At 68.4% G+C, this 23,015-nt stretch carries 22 protein-coding genes; 17 read left to right on the forward strand and 5 right to left on the reverse strand.

Features of this window, described 5'->3' with window-relative positions; all coding sequences use genetic code 11:
- Positions 1 to 23: 23 nt before the first annotated feature.
- Positions 24 to 2,357: an alpha-L-fucosidase gene (locus ACFXJ5_RS14540; RefSeq protein ID WP_384630701.1), complete on the reverse strand. Its 2,334-nt coding sequence runs from the start codon at positions 2,355 to 2,357 to the stop codon at positions 24 to 26.
- A 680-nt stretch (positions 2,358 to 3,037) separates the two neighbouring features.
- Here ACFXJ5_RS14540 and ACFXJ5_RS14545 point away from each other — a divergent pair.
- The gene (locus ACFXJ5_RS14545) at positions 3,038 to 3,415 is read left to right on the forward strand and encodes a carbohydrate-binding protein (protein ID WP_384630702.1); all 378 of its coding nucleotides are present in this window, start codon (positions 3,038 to 3,040) and stop codon (positions 3,413 to 3,415) included.
- A gap of 223 nt (positions 3,416 to 3,638) precedes the next feature.
- Here ACFXJ5_RS14545 and ACFXJ5_RS14550 read toward each other — a convergent pair whose 3' ends face one another.
- On the reverse strand, positions 3,639 to 4,520 hold the full coding sequence (locus ACFXJ5_RS14550; RefSeq protein ID WP_384630703.1) for a hypothetical protein: 882 nt from the start codon (positions 4,518 to 4,520) through the stop codon (positions 3,639 to 3,641).
- A 357-nt stretch (positions 4,521 to 4,877) separates the two neighbouring features.
- Here ACFXJ5_RS14550 and ACFXJ5_RS14555 point away from each other — a divergent pair, with 357 nt between their 5' ends.
- The 4 genes from ACFXJ5_RS14555 to ACFXJ5_RS14570 all read left to right on the forward strand — a co-directional run bounded on the left by ACFXJ5_RS14555 (position 4,878) and on the right by ACFXJ5_RS14570 (position 7,749).
- The gene (locus ACFXJ5_RS14555; protein WP_384630704.1) at positions 4,878 to 5,984 is read left to right on the forward strand and encodes a sensor histidine kinase; all 1,107 of its coding nucleotides are present in this window, start codon (positions 4,878 to 4,880) and stop codon (positions 5,982 to 5,984) included.
- Positions 5,981 to 6,643, forward strand: a complete 663-nt coding sequence (locus ACFXJ5_RS14560; protein WP_384630705.1) for a response regulator — start codon at positions 5,981 to 5,983, stop codon at positions 6,641 to 6,643. Before ACFXJ5_RS14555 ends, ACFXJ5_RS14560 begins: the two co-directional genes overlap by 4 nt.
- A 96-nt stretch (positions 6,644 to 6,739) precedes the next feature.
- Positions 6,740 to 7,393 carry a phytanoyl-CoA dioxygenase gene (locus ACFXJ5_RS14565; protein ID WP_384630706.1) on the forward strand — a complete coding sequence of 218 codons (654 nt, stop codon included), beginning with the start codon at positions 6,740 to 6,742 and terminating at the stop codon, positions 7,391 to 7,393.
- Between the two features lie 200 nt (positions 7,394 to 7,593).
- Complete coding sequence (locus ACFXJ5_RS14570) at positions 7,594 to 7,749, forward strand: zinc ribbon domain-containing protein (protein WP_384630734.1); 156 nt, start codon at positions 7,594 to 7,596, stop codon at positions 7,747 to 7,749.
- A gap of 136 nt (positions 7,750 to 7,885) precedes the next feature.
- Here the strand turns inward: ACFXJ5_RS14570 and ACFXJ5_RS14575 are convergent, their stop codons facing one another.
- Complete coding sequence (locus ACFXJ5_RS14575) at positions 7,886 to 9,052, reverse strand: alpha-hydroxy-acid oxidizing protein (RefSeq protein WP_384630707.1); 1,167 nt, start codon at positions 9,050 to 9,052, stop codon at positions 7,886 to 7,888.
- A gap of 112 nt (positions 9,053 to 9,164) precedes the next feature.
- Here ACFXJ5_RS14575 and ACFXJ5_RS14580 point away from each other — a divergent pair, with 112 nt between their 5' ends.
- The 9 genes from ACFXJ5_RS14580 to ACFXJ5_RS14620 all read left to right on the forward strand — a co-directional run bounded on the left by ACFXJ5_RS14580 (position 9,165) and on the right by ACFXJ5_RS14620 (position 18,970).
- Positions 9,165 to 9,800, forward strand: a complete 636-nt coding sequence (locus ACFXJ5_RS14580; RefSeq protein WP_384630708.1) for an Lrp/AsnC family transcriptional regulator — start codon at positions 9,165 to 9,167, stop codon at positions 9,798 to 9,800.
- A 267-nt stretch (positions 9,801 to 10,067) separates the two neighbouring features.
- Positions 10,068 to 11,369, forward strand: a complete 1,302-nt coding sequence (locus ACFXJ5_RS14585) for an extracellular solute-binding protein (RefSeq protein ID WP_384630709.1) — start codon at positions 10,068 to 10,070, stop codon at positions 11,367 to 11,369.
- A 7-nt stretch (positions 11,370 to 11,376) separates the two neighbouring features.
- Positions 11,377 to 12,297, forward strand: a complete 921-nt coding sequence (locus ACFXJ5_RS14590) for a carbohydrate ABC transporter permease (protein WP_384630710.1) — start codon at positions 11,377 to 11,379, stop codon at positions 12,295 to 12,297.
- Entirely contained in the window at positions 12,294 to 13,175 is an 882-nt protein-coding gene (locus ACFXJ5_RS14595) for a carbohydrate ABC transporter permease (RefSeq protein WP_384630711.1), read from the forward strand. Before ACFXJ5_RS14590 ends, ACFXJ5_RS14595 begins: the two co-directional genes overlap by 4 nt.
- A gap of 5 nt (positions 13,176 to 13,180) precedes the next feature.
- Positions 13,181 to 14,644 carry a carboxylesterase family protein gene (locus ACFXJ5_RS14600; RefSeq protein WP_384630712.1) on the forward strand — a complete coding sequence of 488 codons (1,464 nt, stop codon included), beginning with the start codon at positions 13,181 to 13,183 and terminating at the stop codon, positions 14,642 to 14,644.
- Positions 14,644 to 15,783: an ROK family protein gene (locus ACFXJ5_RS14605; RefSeq protein ID WP_384630735.1), complete on the forward strand. Its 1,140-nt coding sequence runs from the start codon at positions 14,644 to 14,646 to the stop codon at positions 15,781 to 15,783. Before ACFXJ5_RS14600 ends, ACFXJ5_RS14605 begins: the two co-directional genes overlap by 1 nt.
- 54 nt (positions 15,784 to 15,837) lie before the next feature.
- Positions 15,838 to 17,364 (forward strand): GMC oxidoreductase, encoded by a 1,527-nt coding sequence (locus ACFXJ5_RS14610; RefSeq protein WP_384630713.1) that lies wholly within the window; start codon positions 15,838 to 15,840, stop codon positions 17,362 to 17,364.
- Positions 17,365 to 17,378: 14 nt separating this feature from the next.
- Positions 17,379 to 17,987 (forward strand): nucleoside deaminase, encoded by a 609-nt coding sequence (locus tag ACFXJ5_RS14615; RefSeq protein ID WP_384630714.1) that lies wholly within the window; start codon positions 17,379 to 17,381, stop codon positions 17,985 to 17,987.
- Positions 17,988 to 18,016: 29 nt separating this feature from the next.
- Complete coding sequence (locus ACFXJ5_RS14620; protein ID WP_384630715.1) at positions 18,017 to 18,970, forward strand: sugar phosphate isomerase/epimerase family protein; 954 nt, start codon at positions 18,017 to 18,019, stop codon at positions 18,968 to 18,970.
- A gap of 84 nt (positions 18,971 to 19,054) precedes the next feature.
- Here the strand turns inward: ACFXJ5_RS14620 and ACFXJ5_RS14625 are convergent, their stop codons facing one another.
- A complete protein-coding gene (locus ACFXJ5_RS14625) occupies positions 19,055 to 20,842 on the reverse strand; it encodes an FAD-dependent oxidoreductase (RefSeq protein ID WP_384630716.1) in 1,788 nt (595 codons plus the stop codon).
- Positions 20,843 to 20,895: 53 nt separating this feature from the next.
- On the opposite strand from ACFXJ5_RS14625, the gene ACFXJ5_RS14630 reads away from it, so the two are divergent.
- Positions 20,896 to 21,222: a hypothetical protein gene (locus tag ACFXJ5_RS14630; RefSeq protein ID WP_384630717.1), complete on the forward strand. Its 327-nt coding sequence runs from the start codon at positions 20,896 to 20,898 to the stop codon at positions 21,220 to 21,222.
- On the opposite strand, the gene ACFXJ5_RS14635 is transcribed toward ACFXJ5_RS14630, so the two are convergent.
- Entirely contained in the window at positions 21,197 to 21,649 is a 453-nt protein-coding gene (locus tag ACFXJ5_RS14635; RefSeq protein ID WP_384630718.1) for an Lrp/AsnC family transcriptional regulator, read from the reverse strand. The genes ACFXJ5_RS14630 and ACFXJ5_RS14635 overlap by 26 nt on opposite strands.
- 109 nt (positions 21,650 to 21,758) lie before the next feature.
- Here ACFXJ5_RS14635 and ACFXJ5_RS14640 point away from each other — a divergent pair, with 109 nt between their 5' ends.
- Positions 21,759 to 22,376 carry a LysE family translocator gene (locus tag ACFXJ5_RS14640; RefSeq protein ID WP_384630719.1) on the forward strand — a complete coding sequence of 206 codons (618 nt, stop codon included), beginning with the start codon at positions 21,759 to 21,761 and terminating at the stop codon, positions 22,374 to 22,376.
- A gap of 68 nt (positions 22,377 to 22,444) precedes the next feature.
- Positions 22,445 to 22,903, forward strand: a complete 459-nt coding sequence (locus ACFXJ5_RS14645; RefSeq protein ID WP_384630720.1) for a PaaI family thioesterase — start codon at positions 22,445 to 22,447, stop codon at positions 22,901 to 22,903.
- Positions 22,904 to 23,015 lie beyond the last annotated feature (112 nt).

Genomic DNA, 23,015 nt, shown 5'->3' on the forward strand with positions numbered 1-23,015 from the left:
TGTCGACAGCGCCGGGAAGCCCGTCAGGACCTCCAGTCGATCTTGAAGACCCAGACGTGCTGCCCCGCCCTCCGGGCAGCTGCCGGCACGTCGACGACGAGCTTGTCGCCGGTCGTACGCCAGGTCAGCGGCCGGTCGTGGCCGAGCATGGTGATCCGGTCTCCGGGCCGGACCGGGACAGGGGCCTCGACCGTGAGGGTGCTGGCGGGCTCGGCGAGGGAGTGGATGTAGAACGCCTGGTTCGGCTTGATGGTGAAGCGCAGGTCGTCACCGAGCTGCGGCATTCGCGCCCAGTACGTACTCCCGTAGATCGCTTCGCCGTTGGTCTTGAGCCACTGCCCCGTCTCGCGGAGCCTGGTCTGCATGATCTCGGGGATCGTGCCGTCCGCGCGGGGGCCGATGTCGAGCAGGAAGTTGCCGTTTTTGGAGACGATGTCGACGAGGGAGTGGATGACCTCCTCGGTCGTCATGTACCGGTCGTCGGGGGTGGCCCGGTTGTAGCCGTACGAGCGCGGGTCCAGGCCCCGGCTTGCCTCCCACTTCGCGGTGACGACGGTGTTGTACGTGGTGTATTCGGGCGTGGTGAAGTCGTGCGGGCCAATTCCCGAGCGGTCGTTGACGGTCACTTCGATCGGCCGCGCACGGTCCTTGGCGTGGTTGAAGTAGTCGGCGAGGACGTGGTGGCTGTCGTTGTCGCCGCCGATGTCACACCAGATGACCTCGGGGTCGTAGTTGTCGATGAGCTCCAGCATCTGCGGGGCCTGGAGGTCTTTGACGTAGTCCTTCCCGGCCGTGTAGCCGGTGTACGGCAGGGGTTCGAGGGTGTACGGGTTGCGCGGGCCGTGCCCCTGCCAGGGGTTGTCGGGGTTGAACCACTCGGGCATCGAGAAGTACAGGCCGCGGTGCAGCTCGGGGGTGTACCGCTTTGATGCGGCGAAGAGTTCCTTGATGATGTCCCGCTTCGGGCCCTTCTTCACGGAGTTGCGGTCGGAGACCTTGGTGTCCCAGAGCGCGAAGCCCTCGTGGTGCTTGGACGTCAGGACGTGGTACTGGGCGCCCGCGTCGCGGAAGAGCTCCACCCACGCGCGCGGGTCGAAGCGTTCCGCGCGGAACATCGGGATGAAGTCGTCGTACGCGAACGACTCGCCGTAGGTGTCGCGGTGGTAGGCGTAGGTGGGGTTGTTCGGGTCCTGCATCTGCGCCCAGTACCACTCGGCGTACTGCACACCGACCGGCGCCCAGGCGGGCACGGAGTAGACGCCCCAGTGGATGAAGATCCCGAACTTGGCGTCCTGGAACCAGTACGGTGCCTGATGGGTGTTCAGGGAGGCGTCCGTGGGCTGGTAGTCGGGCATGCCGAGGGTCAGGTCGCGGGTGCTCTCAGCGGCACGGCGCCCGTGACTGGTGGCGGTGATGCGGCCGCTGCTGCTGGTGCCGGGTGCGGTGCCCGGCGAGGAGCGGATGCCGATCTTGACCCGGGCCTGGTCGCCTGGAGCGAGCCTGGCGATCGTGGCCGGGGCGACGGTACGGGCGCCGGGGACCTCCACCGTGAGAGTCAGCGCGTCGGACGCGAGGATGCCGACGGTGCCCGCGTTGACGACGGTGGCCTCGACGCTCTGCGCGCCGTGGTCGAGCAGCGACGTCGTCGAGTGGGTGTCGCGCAGGGACAACGCACGTCCTTGCGCGGCCGGCTGGAGGGAGAGCGCGAAGATGTGCAGGGACGCGTTGCCCTCGGTCGCGCTGTGGGTGACGGGCAGGGTGACTGCCACAGCTTCCCTGGACGGGTCCATGGCGAGCTCGGAGGTGCCGATGACCACTTGGTGCTGGTCCTTGTTGCCGTTCGGGTCGTAGCGGTACGGGGCGGTCAGGGCGCCGCTGCCGGAGTACCAGTCGGATCCGCCGAGTCCGCCGCTGGAGGTGGTGCCGTCGGCGTAGTGGACGGTGGCCGTTCCCGACGCCGCTCCGTAGCTGCAGGAGGTGAGGAAGAGGGCGGAGAGGTAGCGGCCCTGCGGCAGATCGACGCGCTGGCCGAGGGCCACGATGTTGTTCTCGGCCCCCGCCCCGGAAGCCGGGAAGGCGTAGGTGATCCCGTCGATCTCCAGCTCGCCCGCAGGGAGTTCCTCGCCGGGGAAGGTGTAGCCGGAGCCGTCGAAGTCGCCACCACGGGCGTCGGCGGTGTCGATGCCGTCGTTGTCGAACCAGGACTCCAGCGGCACGGGGACGGCCGCGGGGACTGTGCCCCAGCCGTCACCTGGCTCCGCCGGTGCCTGGGCTGTCGACGAGTCCCCCAGGAGCGGACTCGCCTCGGCTGTAGCCGGGCTGATCAGAGCGGCGCCGATTGCCGCTCCTGCCGTCATTCCGAGTACCTGACGTCTGGGAAGTTCGGTCATGACATCCGATGATTGGAGCGTTGTGATGCCCTGTCAATGCTTCTTACAGGACATAGGCAACTCTCTTCTCTCATCCATCGGATGTATGAAGTTACGGGGTCGGTGAAGCAGCGGTGTGCCGGCCCCCGGCAGTGTCACGCGGAAGGCGCTGTGTCCCGGACCGCCGGCCACCTCGACGGCACCGCCGTGTGAGTTCACGACCCTGGCAGCTCACCGGTCCAGCTGTAAGCGTGAGCCCGTGCCGAGCACCTCGGCGGCGGCCGCCGGGCCAGGGGCGCCGAAGACGAAGGAGGCACTTTCTTCAAGCGTTGACAGAAGGTTCACAGACTGTTTCGATCTGCTCGTCTCGATGAGGCAGTTGGCAGGCGGAGGTGGTTTGATGACTCGTCATATTCGTGGACACTCAGCCAAGTCGGCCGTTGCCCCACCGGCCGGCGTGCTGACCTCTCCACCTGGAAGGAATCTTTTGACGTCCTACGGAGACGGAGATGCACCCCCAGGTCGGCATCGCGGATCTCCGCTGCCTGTCGCCCAGCGCCGCGTTCGCCGTTCATCCGGCGGTGGCATGAGTCGATCACAGCGCCCACTGAGCCGCACCACCGGAAACACGTCCGCGCGCACTCCCCTCGGAGGCCGGCAGAGGGGGCATGCCATGGCGAACACAGCCGAGTCGGAGCGACCGTACTGATTCCGCCCGCCGATCTGCGTCCATCTGTGGGGTCGGCTGCCGGCGTCGACTCCGGCCCATATCCGGCTCCGCGGGTTCCCCGGGCATCGTGGTGACAGCGGTTCCCGCAGACGACCTCGCAGGTGTTGCGCGCAGCGATCCAGTCGTCCCGAACGCTCTGTCCTTCCGCGACAGCAGCGGTACCACGCTGGCCACGGTGTCCGTACCGGACACAGGCGGTTGGGGTTCCTACCAATCCGTGCATGTGCCGGTGAGCCTCTCCGAAGGAGACCAGGTGGTCACGCTCTACTGCGAGACCGGCGGCTTCAACATCGACTACCTCCTCCTGTCGCAGTGAATCGCCTCGTCGCTTCCGTGATGGATCCGCAAGCAGCGTGACGACAGCGGGCCGTCGGTATTCGAGAATCCGAATACCGACGGCGGTGCCGGCGCACCCTCGACTGCGACCGCCGGCTTCTGGCGCGCTCCTACCTGTCCACCGCCACCCACGGCCGGAACCCGTTCACCTTCCTCCGCGACCTCTTCACCGGAAACCTCTCGCTGCTGCCCTCACCGCGTGATCAACCGTCCTGAGCAGTCACCTCCAGGAGCGCTTCCTTCGGGGAGTTTGATCGGCGGTGCTGCGAACTGATCAGTGCGATGACTCCCACCAGCAGAATCCCGAAGATCAGGCTGATGGGTCCGGTTCCCCATTGAAGGCCGTCCCCATACGGAGCAGGTACAGAGAGCCAGTCCGCAAAGGAGGCGCCCAGAGGTCGGGTGATGGTGTACGCGAACCAGAAAGCCAGGACTTCGTTGAGACGGAACCAGCGGTAGCCGACTGCCGGGACCAGAATGACCCCCAGGAAGACGAAGGTCGAGGCCAAGGTGCCGAGCCCCAGAGTGGTGGCCACGAAGTCGCCCGCGGCCGTCCCGAGTGCAAAGGTGCACAGAACGGTCAGCCAATAAAACAGCTCCCGCGGACGATTGTTGATGCTGTGCACGTCCAAGGTTCTTTGTGTTGCGTACCAGGCGACGAAGACGGCGATCTGGACGACCACCAGCATCAGCGTGGAGGAGTAGAGCGGCATGCCCAGATCCTTGTTGAGGAAATCCGCCGACATCGTCCCGAAGATACTCACGGCTGTCACCGCAAGCCAGTAGACCCATGGGATGTACTTCGTGGTGGCGATCTGCATGGCCAAGCATGCGAGGAGCAGTCCGAGACCCATGACCATCGCCCGATGCTGCCCGATGTAGTCGTTGAAGAAGACGTAGTCCGAGAAAGCCTCACCGAAGCCGGTGGTGCACAGCTTCGCTGTCCAGAAGATGAGTGCGATCTCCGGCACCTTCATGGCCATGGTCTCGGGTCGTGTTCTCATATCACTTTCTTCCATTTGGGAGAAGGCCAGGGCGTCATTCAACACACGGCGAAACCCAAACGCGGTCAGCAGGGCAACCATTGGCCGATCCGCTCGTGCACTCACAACGCTAGGAGCAGCGGTTGCGCCAGTCGTCAGCACGCGGTCTGATCTCGGTGGCCGTCATACGACCTTCGTCTGACCTCTGTTGAGTCGGGCGCTGCAGATCCGACGTGGGTGGTGACTTTCCCGAAGATGTACGACCTTCGGTTGATGCCGCGCAGCCTGCTATTCCGTAATCTCGGCACAGTGATCCCACCCGGCCCGGAGCTTCCCGCCGCTGCTCAACGGTCGCGGCGCGGCTCCACTGCCCACGACCGCCATTCCGACGTACTCGGCCAGGTGGAATACCTGCGACAGAGCCGCCGGCTGGTTCGGGCGCGCCTGACGCTCTCACCCGTGCTGCTTCTCGGGCCGCCTGTCATCTGCACGGTCGCCGCAGCGCATGAGCTGCTCTACAACCGGTCCGGAATGCTGAACTGGGTGCTGGCGATCACGGTGATCTGGCCCCTCGTGCTGCGCCGCCGGGCACCGGTCGTCGTGTTCTGTTTCTGCTGGGCAGTAGCGATGGCGACCTGGGCGCTCGGCACCGTCTCGTTCTCCGAGTTCGCGGTGCTCGTCGCGCTCTACACCGTGGCCGCCCACCGGGACCTGCGGTACTCGCTCAGCGCGGCGGCGGCCGTCGAGCTCGGGGTCATCCTGGTGGCGGTGCGCTTCGCGCCGTCCGACAGTGTCAACGACGCCTTCGTCGTCCTCAGCGGCCTGGCCGCCGCGGCGTTCTTCCTCGGCACCACCGTGCGGGCCCAGCGCCGGTACCTCGCCTCCATCGAGGACCGTGCGCAACGCCTCGAACAGGAGCGGGCCCAGCAGGCACAGCTCGCCGCGGCGGCCGAGCGCACCAGGATCGCGCGGGAGATGCACGACATAGTCGCCCACGGTCTGGTGGTCGTCGTCGCTCTTTCCGAAGCCGCGGCCGCGACCACGGCGGCCGATCCGGAGGGCGCTCGCGGGAAGATGCTCCAGGCCGCGTCGACCGGGCGGCAGTCCCTCGCCGGGATGCGTCGGCTGCTCGGCGTACTGCGGGCGGACGGCGATGCCGACCGGACCCCTCAGCCGGACCTCGACTCGCTCAAGGCTCTCGTGGACGAGACCCGCGGCACCGGTCTGGACGTCCGTTTGACCGAAACCGGCCCACGGGAAACCCTCAGTGCGGCCGTCCAGACGACGATCTACCGGATTCTGCAGGAGTCACTCACGAATGTCGTCAAGCACGCCCGGGGCGCGTCCAAGGTGGACGTCGTTCTGCACGTCGGTTCCCACACGGTCGGCTTCAGCGTCACCGACGACGGCAGGCCGGCCCCCAATGCCGACGCTGAGGGAGGTGCCGGGAACGGGCTGACCGGGATGCGGGAGCGGGTCGCGATGTTCGACGGCGACCTCCGTGCGGGTCCCACCGCATCAGGCTGGGTCGTCTCCGGTGAGCTGAGGCTGGGTGAGCCGCGATGACCATCTCGGTCCTCCTCGCCGACGATCAGGCACTCGTCCGCATGGCCTTCCGTAGCCTCCTCAACACGATGCCGGGCATCAAGGTCCTCGGCGAAGCCTCCAACGGGAAGGAAGCGGTCGACATCACGCGGCGGACGCTGCCGGACGTCGTCCTCATGGACGTGCGCATGCCCGTCATGGACGGCATCGAAGCGACCCATCACATCACAGACGCGACGGCCTCCCGCGTCCTCATCCTCACGACCTTCGACCTCGACGAATACGCCTTCGAAGGCCTCCGCGCCGGAGCCTGCGGATTCCTCCTCAAGGACGTCGTCCCGGACGCGCTGCACGCGGCGATCCGCGCCGTCGCCTCCGGCGACGCCGTTCTCACCCCGCGTATCACCCGCGGCCTTGTCGATCGCTTCGCCCAGATCGCCCCGTGGCCCCACAACAACAACGCCGCCGCGCAATTCGGCCAGCTGACAGCCCGTGAGAAAGATGTGTTCCACCTCATCGCCGCCGGTATGAGCAACGCCGAGATCGCCGAACGCCTTTTCCTCACCGAAGCCACCGTCAAGACCCACATCACCCGCATCCTCGCCAAACTGCAGCTCCGCGATCGCGTGCAGGTCGTCATCTTCGCCTACGAGCACCGGCTGCGCATACACGGCACCTAGGCCGCTTCTTTCCGATCATCGGATCGTTGGTCCGGCGTGCCGCTGACAGGGGATCGCTGTCGCCATGGGCGGTCGGTGGGCTCCGGGGAAACACGGTTGCCGATCTTCGCGAGCGTGTCGAGAATCGGCCGTATGGGTGGTGTGCTAACAGCGGATCAGATCGAGCGGTTCGTCACGGACGGCTTCGTCCGTCTTCCGGAGGCGTTCCCGCGTTCACTGGCAGAGGAGTGCCGGGCATTTCTGTGGCGCGAGACCCGGCTCGACGCGGACGACCCGGCGACCTGGACCGAGCCCGTCGTCAGGCTCGGCGGCTACTCGGACGAGCCGTTCCAGCGGGCGGTCACCACCGAGCGCCTGCACGGCGCCTTTGACCAACTCGTCGGCCCGGGCCGGTGGGCACCACGCGTCGGTCTCGGCACCTTTCTCATCCGGTTCCCGCACCCGGCCGACCCAGGCGACACCGGCTGGCACATGGACGCCGGCTACACCCCCGAAGGAGAAACGGGATACTGGCTCAACCTCAACTCCCACGGCCGGGCGCTGCTGATGCTGTTCCTTTTCTCCGACGTGGACGCCGAGACCGGGCCGACCAGGATCAAGGTCGGCTCACACCTGGACGTCCCGTCGTTCCTGCAGTCCGCCGGTGACAAGGGCATGGATGTCTTCGCCCTTTGCGTGGCCATGAACAAGGCGGACAGGCTCGACGTCACCGGCCAGCCCGCTGGCACTCGCCACCGGGCTGGCCGGTGACGTCTACCTCTGCCACCCGTTCCTTGTCCACGCGGCCCAGGCCAACCGCGGCACTGTCCCACGGTTCATGGCCCAGCCCCCGCTGATGCCGACCGGTCCGCTCGACCTGGACCGCCACGATGGCGCCCACTCCCCCGTCGAGCGCGCGGTACGGCTGGGCCTGGGCCTGGCATAGCCGCAGGACACACACTCCGACCGCCCTGACGTCTCCCAGCCGGCCGTGCTGCGAGTGCGGCTACGCAGACGAACGGAACCGGGCCTCCCGGGCCCGGTTCCAGTGCGGGTCGTGCGGCGTCGTTGCGCACGCCGACCTGAACGCTTCCCGCAACATCGCCCACAAGAGCGACCTCGCATGAATTGCCGGGCGTGAGTCACGCGTCCCAGCCGCCGGTGCGGGTGGCCCAGAGCCGACGAGGGCGAGCACCATCCATGTGGCGAGCATGCCGAACGCGGAGCCGCGTAGGTCCTGCGGTGCGAGGGGGGCGACGGCCCTCAGTGGATGCGCTGGAGTGCTTCGGGGGTGAGGTCGGCCAGGGTGGGGTAGCCGTCGACGGCCATGATCAGGTCGGCCTCGGCCAGGAGCGAGCGCAGGACGTGGACGATGCCGTCGGTGCCACCGAGGGCGCAGCCGTAGGCGTAGGGCCGGCCGACGCCGACCGCGGTGGCGCCCAGGGCGAGGGCCTTGATGATGTCCGCGCCGCTGCGGATACCTGAGTCGAACAGGACGGGCAGGCCGTCGGCGGCCGCGACCACGGCCGGGAGGGCATCGAGGGCCGGCAGGCCGCCGTTGGCCTGGCGGCCGCCGTGGTTGGAGCAGTAGATGCCGTCCACGCCCGCGTCCTTGGCTCGGCGCACGTCCTCGGGGTGGCACAGGCCCTTCACGATCAGCGGCAGGCTGGTGAGCGAGCGCAGCCAGGGCAGGTCGTCCCAGGTGAGCGGGTTGCCGAAGACCTGGGCCCAGTGCAGGATCGCGCGCTGCGGGTCTTCCTCCGGGGTGCGCTCCAGCTGGGCGCGGAAGATGGGGTCGGAGGTGTAGTTGGTCAGGCAGTGGCCGCGCAGCTGCGGGAAGTTTCCGGTGCTCAGGTCGCGCGGGCGCCAGCCGGTGAGCCAGGTGTCGAGGGTGACGACGATGCCCTTGAAGCCGGCCGTCTCGGCACGGTGGACCAGGCTCTGGGCCAGTTCGCGGTCGGTGGGGGTGTACAGCTGGAAGAACCCTGGGGTGGGGCCGAGTTCTGCGGCGACCATCTCCATCGGGTCGGCGGACAGGGTGGAGGCGATCATCGGGACGCCGGTGCGAGCGGCGGCCCGCGCGGTGGCCAGATCGCCGTGCCCGTCCTGGGCGCACAGGCCGATGACGCCGATCGGGGCCATGAACAGCGGAGAGGGCAGCGTCAGCCCCAGCAGCTCGACGGACAGATCCCGCTGCGCGGCCCCGACGAACATGCGGGGGAACAGCCCCCAGCGTTCGAACGCAGTGACGTTGGCCCGCTGGGTGTGCTCGTTCCCGGCGCCCCCGGCCACATACGAGCGCACGGACGCCGGCAGCGCGGCTTGGGCCCTTGCCTCTAGCTCCTCGTAGCCGATCGGGAACTGCGGCACGACGCCGAGCAGTCCGTCGAGGTAGATCTCGTCCTGGTAGGAACCGAACGCCTTCTCCATGACACACGTCCTCTCACTCGGGCCCGGACCCTCCGGCGCGCTCGTGACCACTGTGCAAGACTGCTTACGGGACGCTGTGATAACGCAGGAATCTCGCACCCGGCGGAGCAGAATGCAGGGTAGTGCCAGGCTGCTGAGCGAGGACGACTTGGCGCTCATCCACGCCCTGCAACTGCAGCCACGTGGCTCCTGGACCGATCTCGGCCGTGCTCTCGACGTGGATCCGGTCACTGTGGCCAGGCGCTGGAGCCGCCTGGCCGAGCGTGGCGAGGCATGGATCGGGCTTTCACCGGGCCCGAGGATCTGGGAGCAGGTCTGCGCCGCCTTCGTCGAGATCGACTCCGTCCCGGGCAGGACCGACGGCGTTGCCCGCGCGCTCTGCGCTCACGCGCACATGCTCACCATCGAGCGCTCGGCCGGCGACCACTCCCTCCTCGCCACGGTGGCCGCCTCCGACCTGCGCGCCCTGTCCCGTTACACCCTCGACGTCCGGCTCCCCGAAACCCGCAACTGTGCCGCCATCAGCGGCCCGCACAACCTCATCCTGCAAGCCAGCCTCCATTCCGTGGCCGACATCGTGCGCTTCGAGGCACATCTGGCTGCCGCCCACCCCACCCTCGATGTCGTCCAGCGCGAGATCACTCTGCGCCACGACAAGCTGCTCGGCCACATCCTCGATCCGTACGGGCGTTCCCTAGGCGTCGTCGCCCCTGACGTCTGGCGCGAGCCCGCCGGCCCTCCCGGCTGACAACCCTTCAACCAGGCTGCGGCCGACCGCGCGTCGAAGCTCCAGGTGAGGCAGGCGACTGCTCCGACAAAACGTACGGGTCGATTTCGCTACAAGTTCCGAAATTATTCGTGATGGGTCAGCCATGTGGCCGAAACACATCATTCATACCGTCACTATCAGTCGCTTAGGACCCATCGATCTCATGAGGTCCATCAGACCAAAAATGCTGCTTTCGCCGGAAATCACATTGCTGCCCTCAGCGCCTTCATGTGACAGGAGCCCCGAGTGTCCAATCCTTCCCGACGCGGCGTCCTCAGACTGACCGCCGGCACAGCTCTCCTCGGCACCCTCGCCCTGACGGGCTGTGGGCGCGGCGCTGACACCACCGCCGCGAAAGCCTCCGCCAAGCCCATCGACGACTCCCCGGCCACTGGCACCGTCAACGTCTGGGCCGCCCAGGGCGACGCCGACGTGCTCGACAAGGTCATCAAGCCCTTCGAGGCCGCGAACCCGGACGTCGACGTGAAGTTCACGCTGATCCCGAACGCCGAGTACTACACCAAGCTCCAGTCGGCGATCGCGGCGGGCAAGGGGCCTGATGTCGCCCAGTTCTTCCCCGAGTCTCAGGCGCAGTTCCTCGATCCGTCGATCCTGCAGGCCGTTCCGGATGGCCTCGTCAACCCGGACAGCTTCTTCAAGAGTCTCTGGGACGCCGGTGTGGTCAAGGACATCCCCTACACGGTGCCCTGGTACGCGTACACCTATGCGCTCGTCTACCGCTCCGATCTCGCCAAGAAGGCGGGCGTCAAGGCGCCGACCACGTGGGACGAGATGGTGCCGTTCTTCAAGGCGCTCCAGGGCGTCGGAGCCGGGCGCGGCCTCGGGGCCGACAACGGCTGGGACATCTTCAACGGCCAAGACGTCGCGATGTACGCATGGCAGGCCGGGGGCTCGCTGCTCTCCTCCAGCGGCAAGTGGATACTCGACACGCCGGCGATGGTCAACGCGCTCCAGTACAACGCGTCGTTCTTCACGTCGGGCGCCGCCGACACCGCCACGCCCACGTTCCTCGACGCGCAGCCGTACTTCGTCGCCGGCAAGACCGCCACGATGATCACGGGCCCGTGGGTCGTCGGCCAGCTCGACACCGCCGCGAAAAAGGACGGCTGGACGGCGTCCCACGTCGCCACCGCACCGCTTCCGGCCGGGGCTTCAGGCAGCGTCTCCTTCTCCGCCGGAGGCAGCTGGGGCGTGCTCACCGACAGCGGCAACGCGGACGCGTCGTGGAAGCTCGTCCGGTACATCTCGAAGCCGAGCACCCAGATTTCGCAGTACAAGGCGTACAGCTCGCTGCCGGCGGTCATCTCCGCCTGGGACGACTCCGCCATCGCGGGCCAGCCGCTGCTGGACGCCTTCCTGACGCAGCTGAAGAACACCCGGGCGTTCCCGCAGGTGAGCACCTGGCAGCAGGTCGCGACCCGGCTGGGTAAGGAGATGGAGGCCGTGGCCAAGGGCACGGAGACCGCTGCGAAGGCCGCCTCGAACATCCAGTCGTACGCCGAGAGCCTCGGCGCGGGTACGGGGTGATCCGCGGATGACTACCACGATCGTCCCGGGGACGGCACGCAAGGCGCGTCGCTCCCGGGGCTCCCGTCGAACGGCGGTCGCCTGGCTGTTCCTCGCGCCGTTCACCCTCGTGTTCCTGCTCTATACGGCGATACCCACCGTCGCCGCGCTCGGGTTCAGCCTCACCGACCTGCGGGGCACGGATCTGCGTCATCCGTTCGCGGTCGACTTCACCGGCCTGGAGAACTACGTCCGTCTGTTCCAGGACGAGAGCTTCCGGCGGGACATCCTGAACACAGCCCTGTTCGTGGTCGTCGGCGTGCCGCTGACCATGGGGATCGGCTTCGCGCTGGCCGTTGCGTTGAACTCCGGCATCCGGCGCATGCGCGGCGTGTTCCGCACGGTCTTCTTCGCACCGGTCGTCACCAACATCGTGGCGGTCGCGCTGATCTGGCAGTACGCGTTCAACGCGAACGGCACCGTCAACAAGGTGCTCGGCGCCGTCGGCTTCGCCGGACCGAACTGGCTGGACGACCAGCACCTGGCCATGCCCGTGGTCGTCCTGCTCGGCGTCTGGCGCAACTTCGGCATCGCGATGGTGCTGTTCCTCGCCGGGCTCCAGGCCATTCCGGAGGACGTGTACGAGGCGGCCGCCCTCGACGGGGCCGGTCGGTGGGGGCAGCTGAGGCACATCACCCTGCCGCTGCTGGTGCCCACCACCCTCATGGTTTCGGTGCTGCTGACCGTCTTCTACCTCCAGGTGTTCGACGAGCCGTACCTGCTCACGAACGGCGGCCCGCTGGGCTCCACCGAATCGGTGGCGCTGTACACCTACCACCAGTTCGGGGTCGGCCAGCTCGGGACGTCCTCGGCCGCGTCCTTCGTGATGCTCGTCCTCGTGATGCTGGTGAGCGTCGTCCAGTTCCGGCTGCTGAGGCCCCGCGCATGACCGCCGTCGCCGCATGGGAGAACGCCGACATGACCACCGACCGGACCGCCGTACGCCGCCGGTCCCTCGCCCGGCCCGTGCTGTACGGGGCGCTGGTGCTGTGCGCGCTGCTCACGATGCTGCCGTTCATCTGGGTGATCAGCGGGTCGCTGCGCAGCCTCGACGACATACGCTCCGACCCCGGTGCCTGGCTCCCGCAGGACGTCACCTTCGACAACTTCGTACGGTTGTTCAACACCGAAGGATTCGCCCAGTTCCTGACCAACAGCATCGTGGTCGCGGTCATCGTGGTCGTCGGCAACATAGTGGCGGCGTCGGCCGCCGGCTACGCGCTCGCGAAGTTCGACTTCGCGGGCAAGTGGATCGCGTTCGCCACGGTCATGGCGGCGATGATGGTGCCGTTCACCACGGTGTTCGTCACGCAGTTCGTGATCACGGTCGACATGGGCCTGGCGGACACCCTCACCGGTATCGCACTGCCCGGCGTGGCGATGCCGATGTCCGTCTTCATCATGCGGCAGTACGCGATGTCGATTCCGGACGAACTCCTCGAGGCGGCCCGGATCGACGGCGCGGGCGAGTTCCGGATCTTCTTCAGGATCTTCCTCCCGCTGGCCGGACCTGCTGTCGCGACGATCACGATCATGTCGTTCCTCAGCTCGTGGAACAATTTCATCTGGCCGCTCATCGTGGCTCAGAGCACATCCAGCTACACGCTGCCAGTGGGTCTGGCCGCCACCAGTCAGGCGGCGGCGCACGTCACCGACTACGGCCTGATGCTCGCCGGGGCGATCGTGGTGATGCTGCCGGTGCTTGTGCTCTTCCTGCTCCTGCAGCGCTACTTCGTGCAGGGCATCGCCGGAACGGGAATGCGGTGACCGAGATGGACGACCGGACGGACTCACTCGACGCGCCCGGCGAGCGAAGCGAGATGGGGGTCCCCCCGGCCGAAGGCTGGGGGACCGTGATCGTGCACGCTCCCGCAGGCGTGATCGTCGGCCGTCGCATCGGCCGGGTACGGCGCTTTCTCGGCATCCCGTTCGCCGAAGCACCCACCGGTGCACAGCGGTTCGCTGCACCGGCCCCCCGCGGCCGGTTCACGGAACCCTTCGACGCGTCCCGGCACGGTGCCACCTCGCAAGCCGTGCCGCTGTTCGCCACGACCACCGTGCCGGAACCGTCGGTGCCGGGCGACGACGTACTCAACCTCGGCATCGTCGCTCCCGCCGCGGACGACGACGGCGCGCCCTTCCCGGTCATGGTGTGGATCCACGGCGGCGGCTTCCTCGGCGGAAGCCCGGCCAGCCCGTGGTACGACGGCCGCGCCTTCGCCCGCGACAGCGTCATCTGCGTCACCGTTGGCTACCGGCTGGGCGTCGACGGATTCGCCCCACTGGACGATGTCCCCCCGAACCTCGGGTTGCGTGACCTGCTGCTCGCCCTCGACTGGGTACAGGAGAACATCGCCGCTTTCGGCGGTGACCCGGACCGGGTCACCGTTGCCGGCCAGTCGGCCGGGGGCGCGGCAGTGCTCGCGCTGCTGTCGTCGCCCGCCGGAAGCGGCCGCTTCCACCGCGCGGTCAGCCTGTCCGGTGGCACCTTCGAAGTAGGCGCAGACGCCGCACACGACTTCCTCGAACGGCTCGGGTACAGGCTCGGCGTGCCGCCGACGCGAGCCGGATTCGCCGGCCGCACCGTGGAGCACATCCAGCGGGGGGTCATCGATCTGTGGAGCGAGTGGGGTCACGACACGCTCGTGCTCGGCCCGTTCGTCGGCGACGACATCCTGCCGGTGTCCATCACCGACGGACTCACCGTGCACGGGCATGGCGTACCTCTGCTGCTCGGCGCGACGGGCGACGAGTTCGACGGCGCCTCCACACCGGAAAACCCGCACCCGAGCCCCTACAACGCCGCCGAACTCGCCGCCACCCGCGCGGCAGGCACCCGCGTGACGGACACCCTGTTCCGCGCCGCCTGCCCGCGCACGGCGCTCTCCCGCCGCGACGCCCCCGCCGGCACCTGGCTCTACTCCTTCGAATGGCCCTCCCCCGTACTCGGGGGCGCCACGCACTGCATCGACATCCCGTTCTCCTTCGACGTACTCGACGCGACGGGCGTCGCCGAGGCACTCGGACCGAACGCGCCTGCGGAACTGGCCACGTTGATGCACGCCGATCTGGTCGGGTTCGTCCGGGGCCAAGCACCGGCCTGGGCGAGGGCGAGAGGGACGCTCGGCGATCCGGCGCGCGAATACGGCCGGCCCGGCGCAGCGCTCGCGGCCGACACCACGGGTGTGTTCAATCCCGTGGTACGGGCGGTGTCCGAGGAGGCGGAGGCGTGCTGATGTCCGGAATGAACCAGAGCGCCGTCCGACGCGTCAACACCTCGGTCATCCTCCGCGCACTGGCGGTCTCGGCCGAGCCGACGACGCTGACCACGCTCGCCGAGCAGACCAGCCTCTCCCGCCGCACCATTGAGCTCATCCTCGACTCACTCGTCGAAGCGGGCTGGGTGACCGAGCTCGACCGCGTGCCGACCAGCGGCTGTGCCGGGCGCCCCGCCCGACGGTACGAGCTGCGGGCCGAACACGCACTCCTGGCGGCCATGCACATCACCACCTTGGACGTGACCGCGGTCATCGCCGACGTGCGCGGCCGCATCCTCGGCCGGGCGCACCGGCCGCTGCGCGCCTACCAGGATCCGCAGACCACGCTCGACGACGCGGCGGCGCTCGTGCTGGAGGCGCTCGATGACGCGGGCGGGTCGACAGACCGTCTTCAAGCCGGCGCGGTCGCAGGCGGTGGTGCGATCGACGACGACGGAGTCGTACGGCGCCTGGTGCACACGACACGATGGGAAGGCGTGAACCTGCCCGAAGAACTCACGCGACGCATCCGGGTGCCCTGGTTCGCGGACAACGACAGCAATCTCGGTGCGCTCGCGGAGCGTTGGCGGGGCGTGGCGGGTGATCACGACAACGTCGTGTGGGCGGTACTCGGGAACCGGACCGGTCTCGGCATCCTCATCCGAGGTGCCGTGCACCGCGGTCTCGACGGCGCCGCGGGCGAGATCGTCGAGGCGGTGTCGATGCCGACCGACTCGATCCAAGACCGCCCTGTGGCATGGCTCACCTCACCGGAACCGGCCCAACGGAAAGTCGCCCTTGACCGCTTCGACGCAGCTCGTGCCGGCGATGCGACCGCGCTCGCGGAGGTCGACGAATTCGTGGAGAACATCGCGTCGATCCTCACGACCTTGTCGTGGACTGTCGCACCGTCCCTCATCGTGCTCGGCGGCGGTCTGCAAGACGCGGCCGATGTGCTGCTGCCCCGCGTGCACGAGGCGTTGCGCAATGCCCGCACCCCTGCGGTCGAACTGCGCGCCACCGGCCTGGGCCGCGACGCCGCGCTCGTCGGCGCCGTCAAGTTGGCACTCGACCGTATGGACACCGAGCTGTTCGGTCCGCTCGTCCCGAGCACGTGATCGCGCACCGCGCCTCCGCATCAGCACCCGTGACACAACACATGGAGTCTCACTGTGACCGACACCACTCACGCCGACGTCCTCATCGTCGGCAGCGGCATCATGGGATCCGTCGTGACCCGACTGCTACGAGAGACCGATCCAGCGCTGGAGATCACCATGGTCGACGGCGGCAGTACGATCGGCAAGGCCCCTGGCCTGCACCTGCACGACGTCGATGATCCTGTCCTCTGGTCGCGCTACAACGAACAGGTCGTCAGCGGCATCCAAGGCATGTACACGGGCGCCGAGGTGGTTCGCGACGTCGCGGGAAGCCTCACCGATCTCCCGCCCGGCATGTTCCACGCACTCGCCTTCGGCGAGGACGCCGAGGCGATGCCCGCGACAGCGCTCGCGTGGAACGCAGGCGGTATGGGGGTGCACTGGACCGCCGCGACGCCCTGGCCCGCCAGAGACGAGGTATTCGATTTCGGCGACCCGGCCCGCTGGGCAGCGGATCTCGACACCGCGTACCGGGTGCTCGCGGTCACGCCCTCCGCGATCGGCCCGACCGAGGCCGGCCGGATGGTGCTCGACGTTCTGGGCCGGCGCTTCGACGGCGTCGGGCCGGACGACCGTCGGCCGCAGCCGATGCCCATGGCAGTCACCGCGACGGCATCGGGTCCCATGCCGCGCACGGCTCCGGGGACGATCTTCCCCGCGATCGCGACGGGCGGGGACCCGGCCTTCACCTTGGTGACCGGTACGCTCGCGACGTCGCTCATCGTCTCGGGCGGCCGGGTCGCGGGCGCCAGGCTACGTCGCGTCGCCGACGGAGCCGAGTCGGAACTCCTCGCGGACGTCGTGGTGGTGTGCGCCGACGCACTGCGCACCCCGCAACTGCTGTTCGCTTCGGGCATCCGGCCCGAGGCGCTGGGCCGCTACCTCAACGAGCACGCGTTCATCACCTCCCAGGTGCTGCTCGACCTCGACCGGTTCGGCATCGGCCTCGACGCCCTGCCCCTGCCGCGACCCGGCGAGTTCAGCACGGATTCGCTCTGGCTGCCCCAGAACGGAGCGGCGCAGCCGTTCCACGGTCAGATCATGAACCGAACGTACGTGGATGAAGCCGGCCGCCCCCTGGCGCACTCCGTGGGCCTCTCGCTGTTCGCCCCCGTCGAGTCACGCCCCGAGAACCGGCTCGTGTTCTCGGAGACCGGGACCGACCTCGCCGGGATGCCGCGGATCGGCGTCGAGTTCGGCTACTCCGACGCCGACCGCGCGCTGATCCGGCAGGCACTCGACGAGGTCCGGTCGATCGCCGAGGAATTCGGCTCGTTCGATCCCGCGACCGAATGTGCGCTGCTCCCGCCCGGCTCGTCGCTGCACCAGACCGGCACCGTCCGCGCCGGCGTCGCCGACGACGGCACCAGCGTGTGCGACCCGGATGGCCGGGTGTGGGGCTTCGACAACCTGTACGTGGCCGGCAACGGCGTGATCCCCACCGCGATGGCCGCCAATGTCACCCTGACCGGCGCGGTGACCGCGGTACGGGCGGCCTGTGCCATCGCCGCACGAAACGCCGCGCTCGCCGCACATTGAGAGGAAGCTCGATCATGATCGAAATCGAGAAGGAATACCGGGTGGCGCTGCCGTCCTGGATCGACGATGAGCTGACCGACGTTCCCGCCGTCATCCCCGAACGCCACGACCGTATGCGCCTCGTGCACCGCCTCGCCGACCGCAACTGGCGCGAGGGCAACGGCGGCCCGTTCGCGGCACTCGTCGCCGAGCAGGACACCGGCCGGATCGTCTCGGTCGGCGTGAACGTCGTACTCGCCTCCGGCGTCTCGAGCGCCCACGCCGAGGTCGTCGCCCTCGGACTGGCCCAGACGGCGACCGGCGGCTGGGACCTCGGCGGCGACGGAATGCCGGCGCACGAACTGGTCGTGAACTGGCGTCCGTGCATCCAGTGCTACGGCGCGGCGATGTGGTCCGGGGTCCGCGGCCTCGTAGTCGCCGGCAACGGCCCGGAACTCGAGGAGATCACCACGTTCGACGAGGGCCCGCTCGGCGCGGACTGGGCCGAGCAGTTCGAGGCACGCGGCATCAAGGTCGTGCGGGACGTGCTCCGAGACGAGGCGCTCGCCGTGTTCCGCAACTACCGGGACGCCCTCGACGCCCACGGCGTCGTCGTCTACAACGCCCGCGGAGGCGCCGAATGACACGACCGATCCGCCCGGAGACAGACATCGTGGCACCACGTTTCGCAACCGACATCGTGACCTTCTACCACCCGGGTTTCTGGGGACTCGACTCCGCCGGCGCCTTTCGCGACTGGGCCGTCAAGAACCCTGAGAGTTTCTGGGAGCGGGTGATGGACGCGCTGGCCGAGGCCGGTGTCACCGGCATCGAGCTGACCTTCGCGCCCGGCGACATCGACTCGGTCCTGCGAGCCTTCGGCAACGCACTGTCGTTCCGCCGGGAACTGGAGGCCCGGGGCCTGTCCGTCGTGAGCGCCTTCATCGCCGCGAGCGAATGCCCCGACTGGCGGCACAGCGAGAACCTGCCCGTGATCGTCGCCGACGCCGAGCGACGTGCGGCCTTCCTCGCCGACGTGGGGGCGGAACTTCTCGTCGCCGGACTCCCCATGCGCGCGTCGTTCGGGACGCGCCCGCCCTTCTTCGTCGACGCCGCGTACATGACCCGGATGGCTGACATCGCCCACGTGGTCGGCGAGGCCGTCGCACAGCAGGGCGCGAAGCTCGCCTTCCACACGGAGTCCAACAGCACGCTCTGGTACGAGAGGGACATCGACCTGTTCATGGCTCTGACCGATCCACGCTACGTGTGGCTGTGCCCCGACTCCTGCCACATCGCACTCGGGGGAGGTGACCCCGTCGCCGTCGCGCGTCGCCACTCCCAGCGCATCGCACTGGCGCACTGGAAGGACGCGGTCAAGCCGATCGATGTCGAACTCACCATCGACGAAACGGTCTTCGCTCAGCAGCAGCCCTATATGACCGAACTGGGCACGGGCATCGTGGACTGGAGAGGATGGGCCGACGCGATGTCACTCACTCCCGGTGCCGGCATCGTGCTCATCGAGCTGGACGAGGCGGCTGACCCCGTTGCCGCGCTCCGGGCGGGGACGGCCGTCGCGAAGGAGGCCCGGGCACCATCGACTTCGCCGCCGGCATCGAGGTGACGTTCCTGGAACACGGGGGGCCGTCGCTGACCGGAACAGGTCGTGACGGCGAAGCGCGGCCCCTCGCTCTCCTCGTCACCGCGTTCACCCCAGGTCGAAGGTGTTCGGCAGCCCGAGCCGGTAGCGGACCTCGTCCACGCGCTTGAGCGGCTCCATCGCCGGCTGCCGGTAGAGCTTCCAGATCCGGCAGCGTTCGGAGCCGGAGCCGTCCGCGTCGAGCAGGGCGTTGACCGCGAGTCGGGCCGACTCGTTGGCCCCTTCCATGGTGGCGAGGTCCACGTCGGTTCTTACGTAGTCCCCGGCGAGGAAGAAGTTCGGGACGGCGGTCGCCGCGGCCGGGCGGTTGTAGAGGGTGCCGGTGGGGTGGATGAGCAGTTGCTCGCGGTTGTGAGGGTCGGGGCCGCCGATTCCGGTGACGGCGGGGTCAATGAACCAGGAGCGTAGGTTCGCGTCGTCCAGGACGGTGCGGCCGCTGTCGTTGAGGGAGTCCTTGAGCTGGGCCCAGACCTCCTCGATCACCTCGTCCCGGGTGCACTCCTTGGCGGTCTTGCCGTACAGGATCCCGGGCAGGTTCCACTCGGAGACGCACACCGACAGGCAGTCGGCGGCGTCGCCGTTCCCGTAGTCGGCGGGGAAGTCGCGTACGTCCCAGAACTGCGCCTGGTTGATGGTGGTGAGCGACCAGGGCGAGTCGAGGTAGTCGACGTGCCCGTGAATGATCCGTACGGGCTCGCGCAGATAGAACTGCACCCCGACCATCCAGTCCGTGTTCAGCTTGTCGCAGGCCGCCAGTTGGGCGTCGGCGGCGCGCAGTGCGGCGCCCCAGGTCGTGCGGGCGTGTTCGACCGGCATCGCTGAGATGTAGTAGTCGGCGGTGACGATACGGGCGGCGCTACCGTCGGCCGCGGCGACGCTCACGCCGGTGATCCGGCCGTCGTCGTAGAGCACCTCGTGCACCTCGGTGCCGAGTTCGAAGGCGACGCCGAGGGACTTCAGATGGGCCACCCAGGGGTCGATCCACGCCTCGCTGGTGGGCGCGTTGAGCACGCGGTCGATCTGGCCGTCCTGGCCGAGGCCGAGCAGCCCGTTGATCAGGAACGCCTCGACGATGACCCGGGCGACCGTGCGGGTGCTCGCCTGCTCGGCCTTGGTCGCGACGAGATTACGGGTGAGGCCGACGGCGAGCAGCCGCTGGTAGTCGTAGCTCATCTCCCCGGCCCGGATGAACTCCCACCACGGCACCTTCTCCCACTGCTTCTCGCGCCGCAGGTCGCAGCTGGTGAGGTGCACCAGGAGGCGGTTGGCGAAGTAGGCGACCTCATGGGCGGGCAGATTCAGCCCGGTGTCCAACAGCCCCGCGATCGTCTCGCGCAGCGCCTCGGGGGTGAGCTCGCCGGGGTCGGGGGGCGCAGTCGCGGTACGGAACGGCAGATGCAGATCCGGACGGCCGCCGTTGCGGGCCATCACGGTGTCCGTGGCGTTGCGCAGGTTGTCGTGGACGCCGTTCGCGTTCCCCTGAACGGGGATACGACGCAGGGTGTCCGGCAGGTTCCGGTAGAAGCCGGGGAAGAACCGGAAGCCGTGCTCCCCTGGCAACGGCTTGCGGCCCCCGCTGCCCGTGCCGGGCACGTCCATGCTCCGCGCCTTGCCGCCGAGGGCTGTGAGGTACTCGTAGACCGTGACCGCGTAGCCGCGTTCGGCCAGTTCCTGCGCCGCGCTCAGCCCCGACACTCCACCGCCGAGCACAGCCACCGACGCGGTCCCCGTCGTGCGTTCGGCCGCCGCCGATGGGTATGGCGCGCCCAGCACGGCCGTACCCCCGATGACGCCCGCTTCCGCCAGAAAACGCCGACGCGTACGTCCGCTCCGCATGTCAGCACCGCCCCCATCTGACTTACCGTCATGTCCATGGCAGCCTAGGGAGGGTGCCTCCGACCCCGGAAGCCCACCTGGAGATGGTGCACAGCACCCTTACACGGTGTTCGGCTGCACCAGCCGACGGCCGCGAACGGGACACCGGCGTGGAGGCCGACGAGTACCGCATCTCGCGTTCCTGGGTGCTGCGCCGCGGTGACAGCTATCCGGTGCGGGAGTGGTTCGACGTCGTCGCGCCGACGATGGCCCGGGACAGAGTGCGGCCCGGCTTTGCCGGGGCGTGGCGGACGCCGGGGCTCGGGACGGAGCAGTTGGCGATGACCGGACCTGTGCGCGCCTGGCTGGGCCTGGCTACTCGGGTAGCGGGCGGTCGTTGACGACGTGCTTCATGACGAGGGTGGAGGTCAGGCGTTGGACGCCTGGGAGGGTGGCCAGCTGCTGGTCGTAGAGCTGCTGGAAGGCCGCGAGGTCGGCGGTGGCGACGCGCAGGAGGTAGTCGGGTTCGCCGAACAGGCGCTGGGCTTGGATCACGTGTGGGAGGGCGGCTACGGCCTGTTCGAAGTCGGCGACGGTGTTTCGGTCCTCCCAGCGCAGGGTGGCGAACACCAGGGCCTCGAAGTTCAGGCCGACGGCGGCCGGGTCGACGACAGCACGGTAGCCGCGGATCGCGCCTGTGCGTTCAAGGTCGCGCACGCGCCGGTGGCACGGCGAGACGCTCAGCTGCATGCGGGCGGCCAGCTCGGTCACCGTCAGACGGCCGTCCTGCTGAAGCTCGGTAAGAATCTTCCGATCCACGGCATCCATGGAGAAGATTCTCCCTCACTTGGCGCACTTTCGGGGAAAATACAGGAACACCTTCGGGCGAAAAGCACCTAATCTTCCCTCTCGTAGCGACGAGGAGAGGGATCGATTCATGGACCTGGGCACAGTGGCGGCCTTCCTGGCAGTGGACCTCCTGCTGGTGTTCACCCCCGGCGCGGACTGGGCCTACGCGATCGCGGCAGGTCTGCGGAGCAGGTCGGTCGTCCCCGCGGTCGCCGGGCTGGTAGCCGGATACGCCGGATACACCCTGCTCGCCGTGGCCGGCCTGGTCATGATCGTCGCAAGCTCCGCGACTGCGCTCACCGCACTGACCGTCCTCGGGGCCGCCTACCTGATGTGGCTCGGATGGAGCGTCCTGGCACGGCCTGCCGGCCCCCACCCCTCCACGGACGCCGTGGCCGCCTCACCCTGGCAGATCATGCTGAAAGGCGCCGGGATCAGCGGCCTGAACCCCAAGGCCCTGCTGCTGTACTTCTCCCTGTTCCCCCAGTTCATCGACCCCGCAGCCACCTGGCCCGTCGCCGCCCAGACCGGCCTGCTCGGCACACTCCACATGGCCGGCTGCGCCGTCGTCTACCTCACCGTCGGCGTCCTGGCACGCACCGTGCTCAAGACCCGGCCGGCAGCGGCTCGCGCAGTCACCCGGGTAAGCGGTGCCATGATGATCGCCATCGGCGGGTTCCTCCTCCTGGAACGCCTGGCCCGCTGACGGCCTCGCCGCGCCCGATCCCCCGGAAGACAAGGCCGCACACCGAGACGTCCGCTCAAGGAGAGCACGTGGAAGACCAGACGCAGCAGGAACAGGCGAGCCCCGAGGTGCAGGAGCGCATCCAGGCCAGCTTCGAACGCCAGGGGCTGATGGGTCATCTCGGTGCACGCATCGCGCACATCGCACCAGGGCGTGTATACATCGTGCTGCCCAGCCGGTCCGAAGTGACCCAGCAGCACGGCTACTTCCACGCGGGTGCCATCAGCGCCATCGCCGACAGCGCGGGCGGCTACGCGGCCTTCACCCTGTTCCCCGAGAACACCTCGGTGCTCACAGTCGAATACAAGATCAATCTCCTGGCGCCCGCCGTGGGCGACCACATCGAGGCCGTGGGATCGGTCCTGAGATCCGGCCGCACGCTGACCGTATGCCGACTGGAAGTCTTCGGCATCCAAGGCAGCGAGCGGTCACTCGTTGCCACAGGCCAGCAGACAGTGATCTGCGTCGACGCACGAGCAGAACAGTGAATCCCTCCCTCCGTCCCAACCGCTCCCGGCCTTGGTGACCTGGCGGCGCAGACCGTTTCCCGACGCCAACCCGGCTCCCGCAGCACGGACACCAGCCAGCCCTCGCCGACAG

Source organism: Streptomyces sp. NPDC059373, from assembly GCF_042751495.1.
Classification (GTDB): domain Bacteria; phylum Actinomycetota; class Actinomycetes; order Streptomycetales; family Streptomycetaceae; genus Actinacidiphila.

Coding starts and splice junctions, on each gene's coding strand:
- ACFXJ5_RS14580 (WP_384630708.1), top strand. CDS start 9,165: ATGCAGGGTAGTGCCAGGCTGCTGAGCGAGGACGACTTGGCGCTCATC.
- ACFXJ5_RS14590 (WP_384630710.1), top strand. CDS start 11,377: ATGACTACCACGATCGTCCCGGGGACGGCACGCAAGGCGCGTCGCTCC.
- ACFXJ5_RS14575 (WP_384630707.1), bottom strand. CDS start 9,052: ATGGAGAAGGCGTTCGGTTCCTACCAGGACGAGATCTACCTCGACGGA.
- ACFXJ5_RS14640 (WP_384630719.1), top strand. CDS start 21,759: ATGGACCTGGGCACAGTGGCGGCCTTCCTGGCAGTGGACCTCCTGCTG.
- ACFXJ5_RS14600 (WP_384630712.1), top strand. CDS start 13,181: ATGGACGACCGGACGGACTCACTCGACGCGCCCGGCGAGCGAAGCGAG.
- ACFXJ5_RS14550 (WP_384630703.1), bottom strand. CDS start 4,520: ATGGTTGCCCTGCTGACCGCGTTTGGGTTTCGCCGTGTGTTGAATGAC.
- ACFXJ5_RS14560 (WP_384630705.1), top strand. CDS start 5,981: ATGACCATCTCGGTCCTCCTCGCCGACGATCAGGCACTCGTCCGCATG.
- ACFXJ5_RS14545 (WP_384630702.1), top strand. CDS start 3,038: ATGCCATGGCGAACACAGCCGAGTCGGAGCGACCGTACTGATTCCGCC.
- ACFXJ5_RS14595 (WP_384630711.1), top strand. CDS start 12,294: ATGACCGCCGTCGCCGCATGGGAGAACGCCGACATGACCACCGACCGG.
- ACFXJ5_RS14605 (WP_384630735.1), top strand. CDS start 14,644: ATGTCCGGAATGAACCAGAGCGCCGTCCGACGCGTCAACACCTCGGTC.
- ACFXJ5_RS14625 (WP_384630716.1), bottom strand. CDS start 20,842: ATGCGGAGCGGACGTACGCGTCGGCGTTTTCTGGCGGAAGCGGGCGTC.
- ACFXJ5_RS14615 (WP_384630714.1), top strand. CDS start 17,379: ATGATCGAAATCGAGAAGGAATACCGGGTGGCGCTGCCGTCCTGGATC.
- ACFXJ5_RS14635 (WP_384630718.1), bottom strand. CDS start 21,649: ATGGATGCCGTGGATCGGAAGATTCTTACCGAGCTTCAGCAGGACGGC.
- ACFXJ5_RS14540 (WP_384630701.1), bottom strand. CDS start 2,357: ATGACGGCAGGAGCGGCAATCGGCGCCGCTCTGATCAGCCCGGCTACA.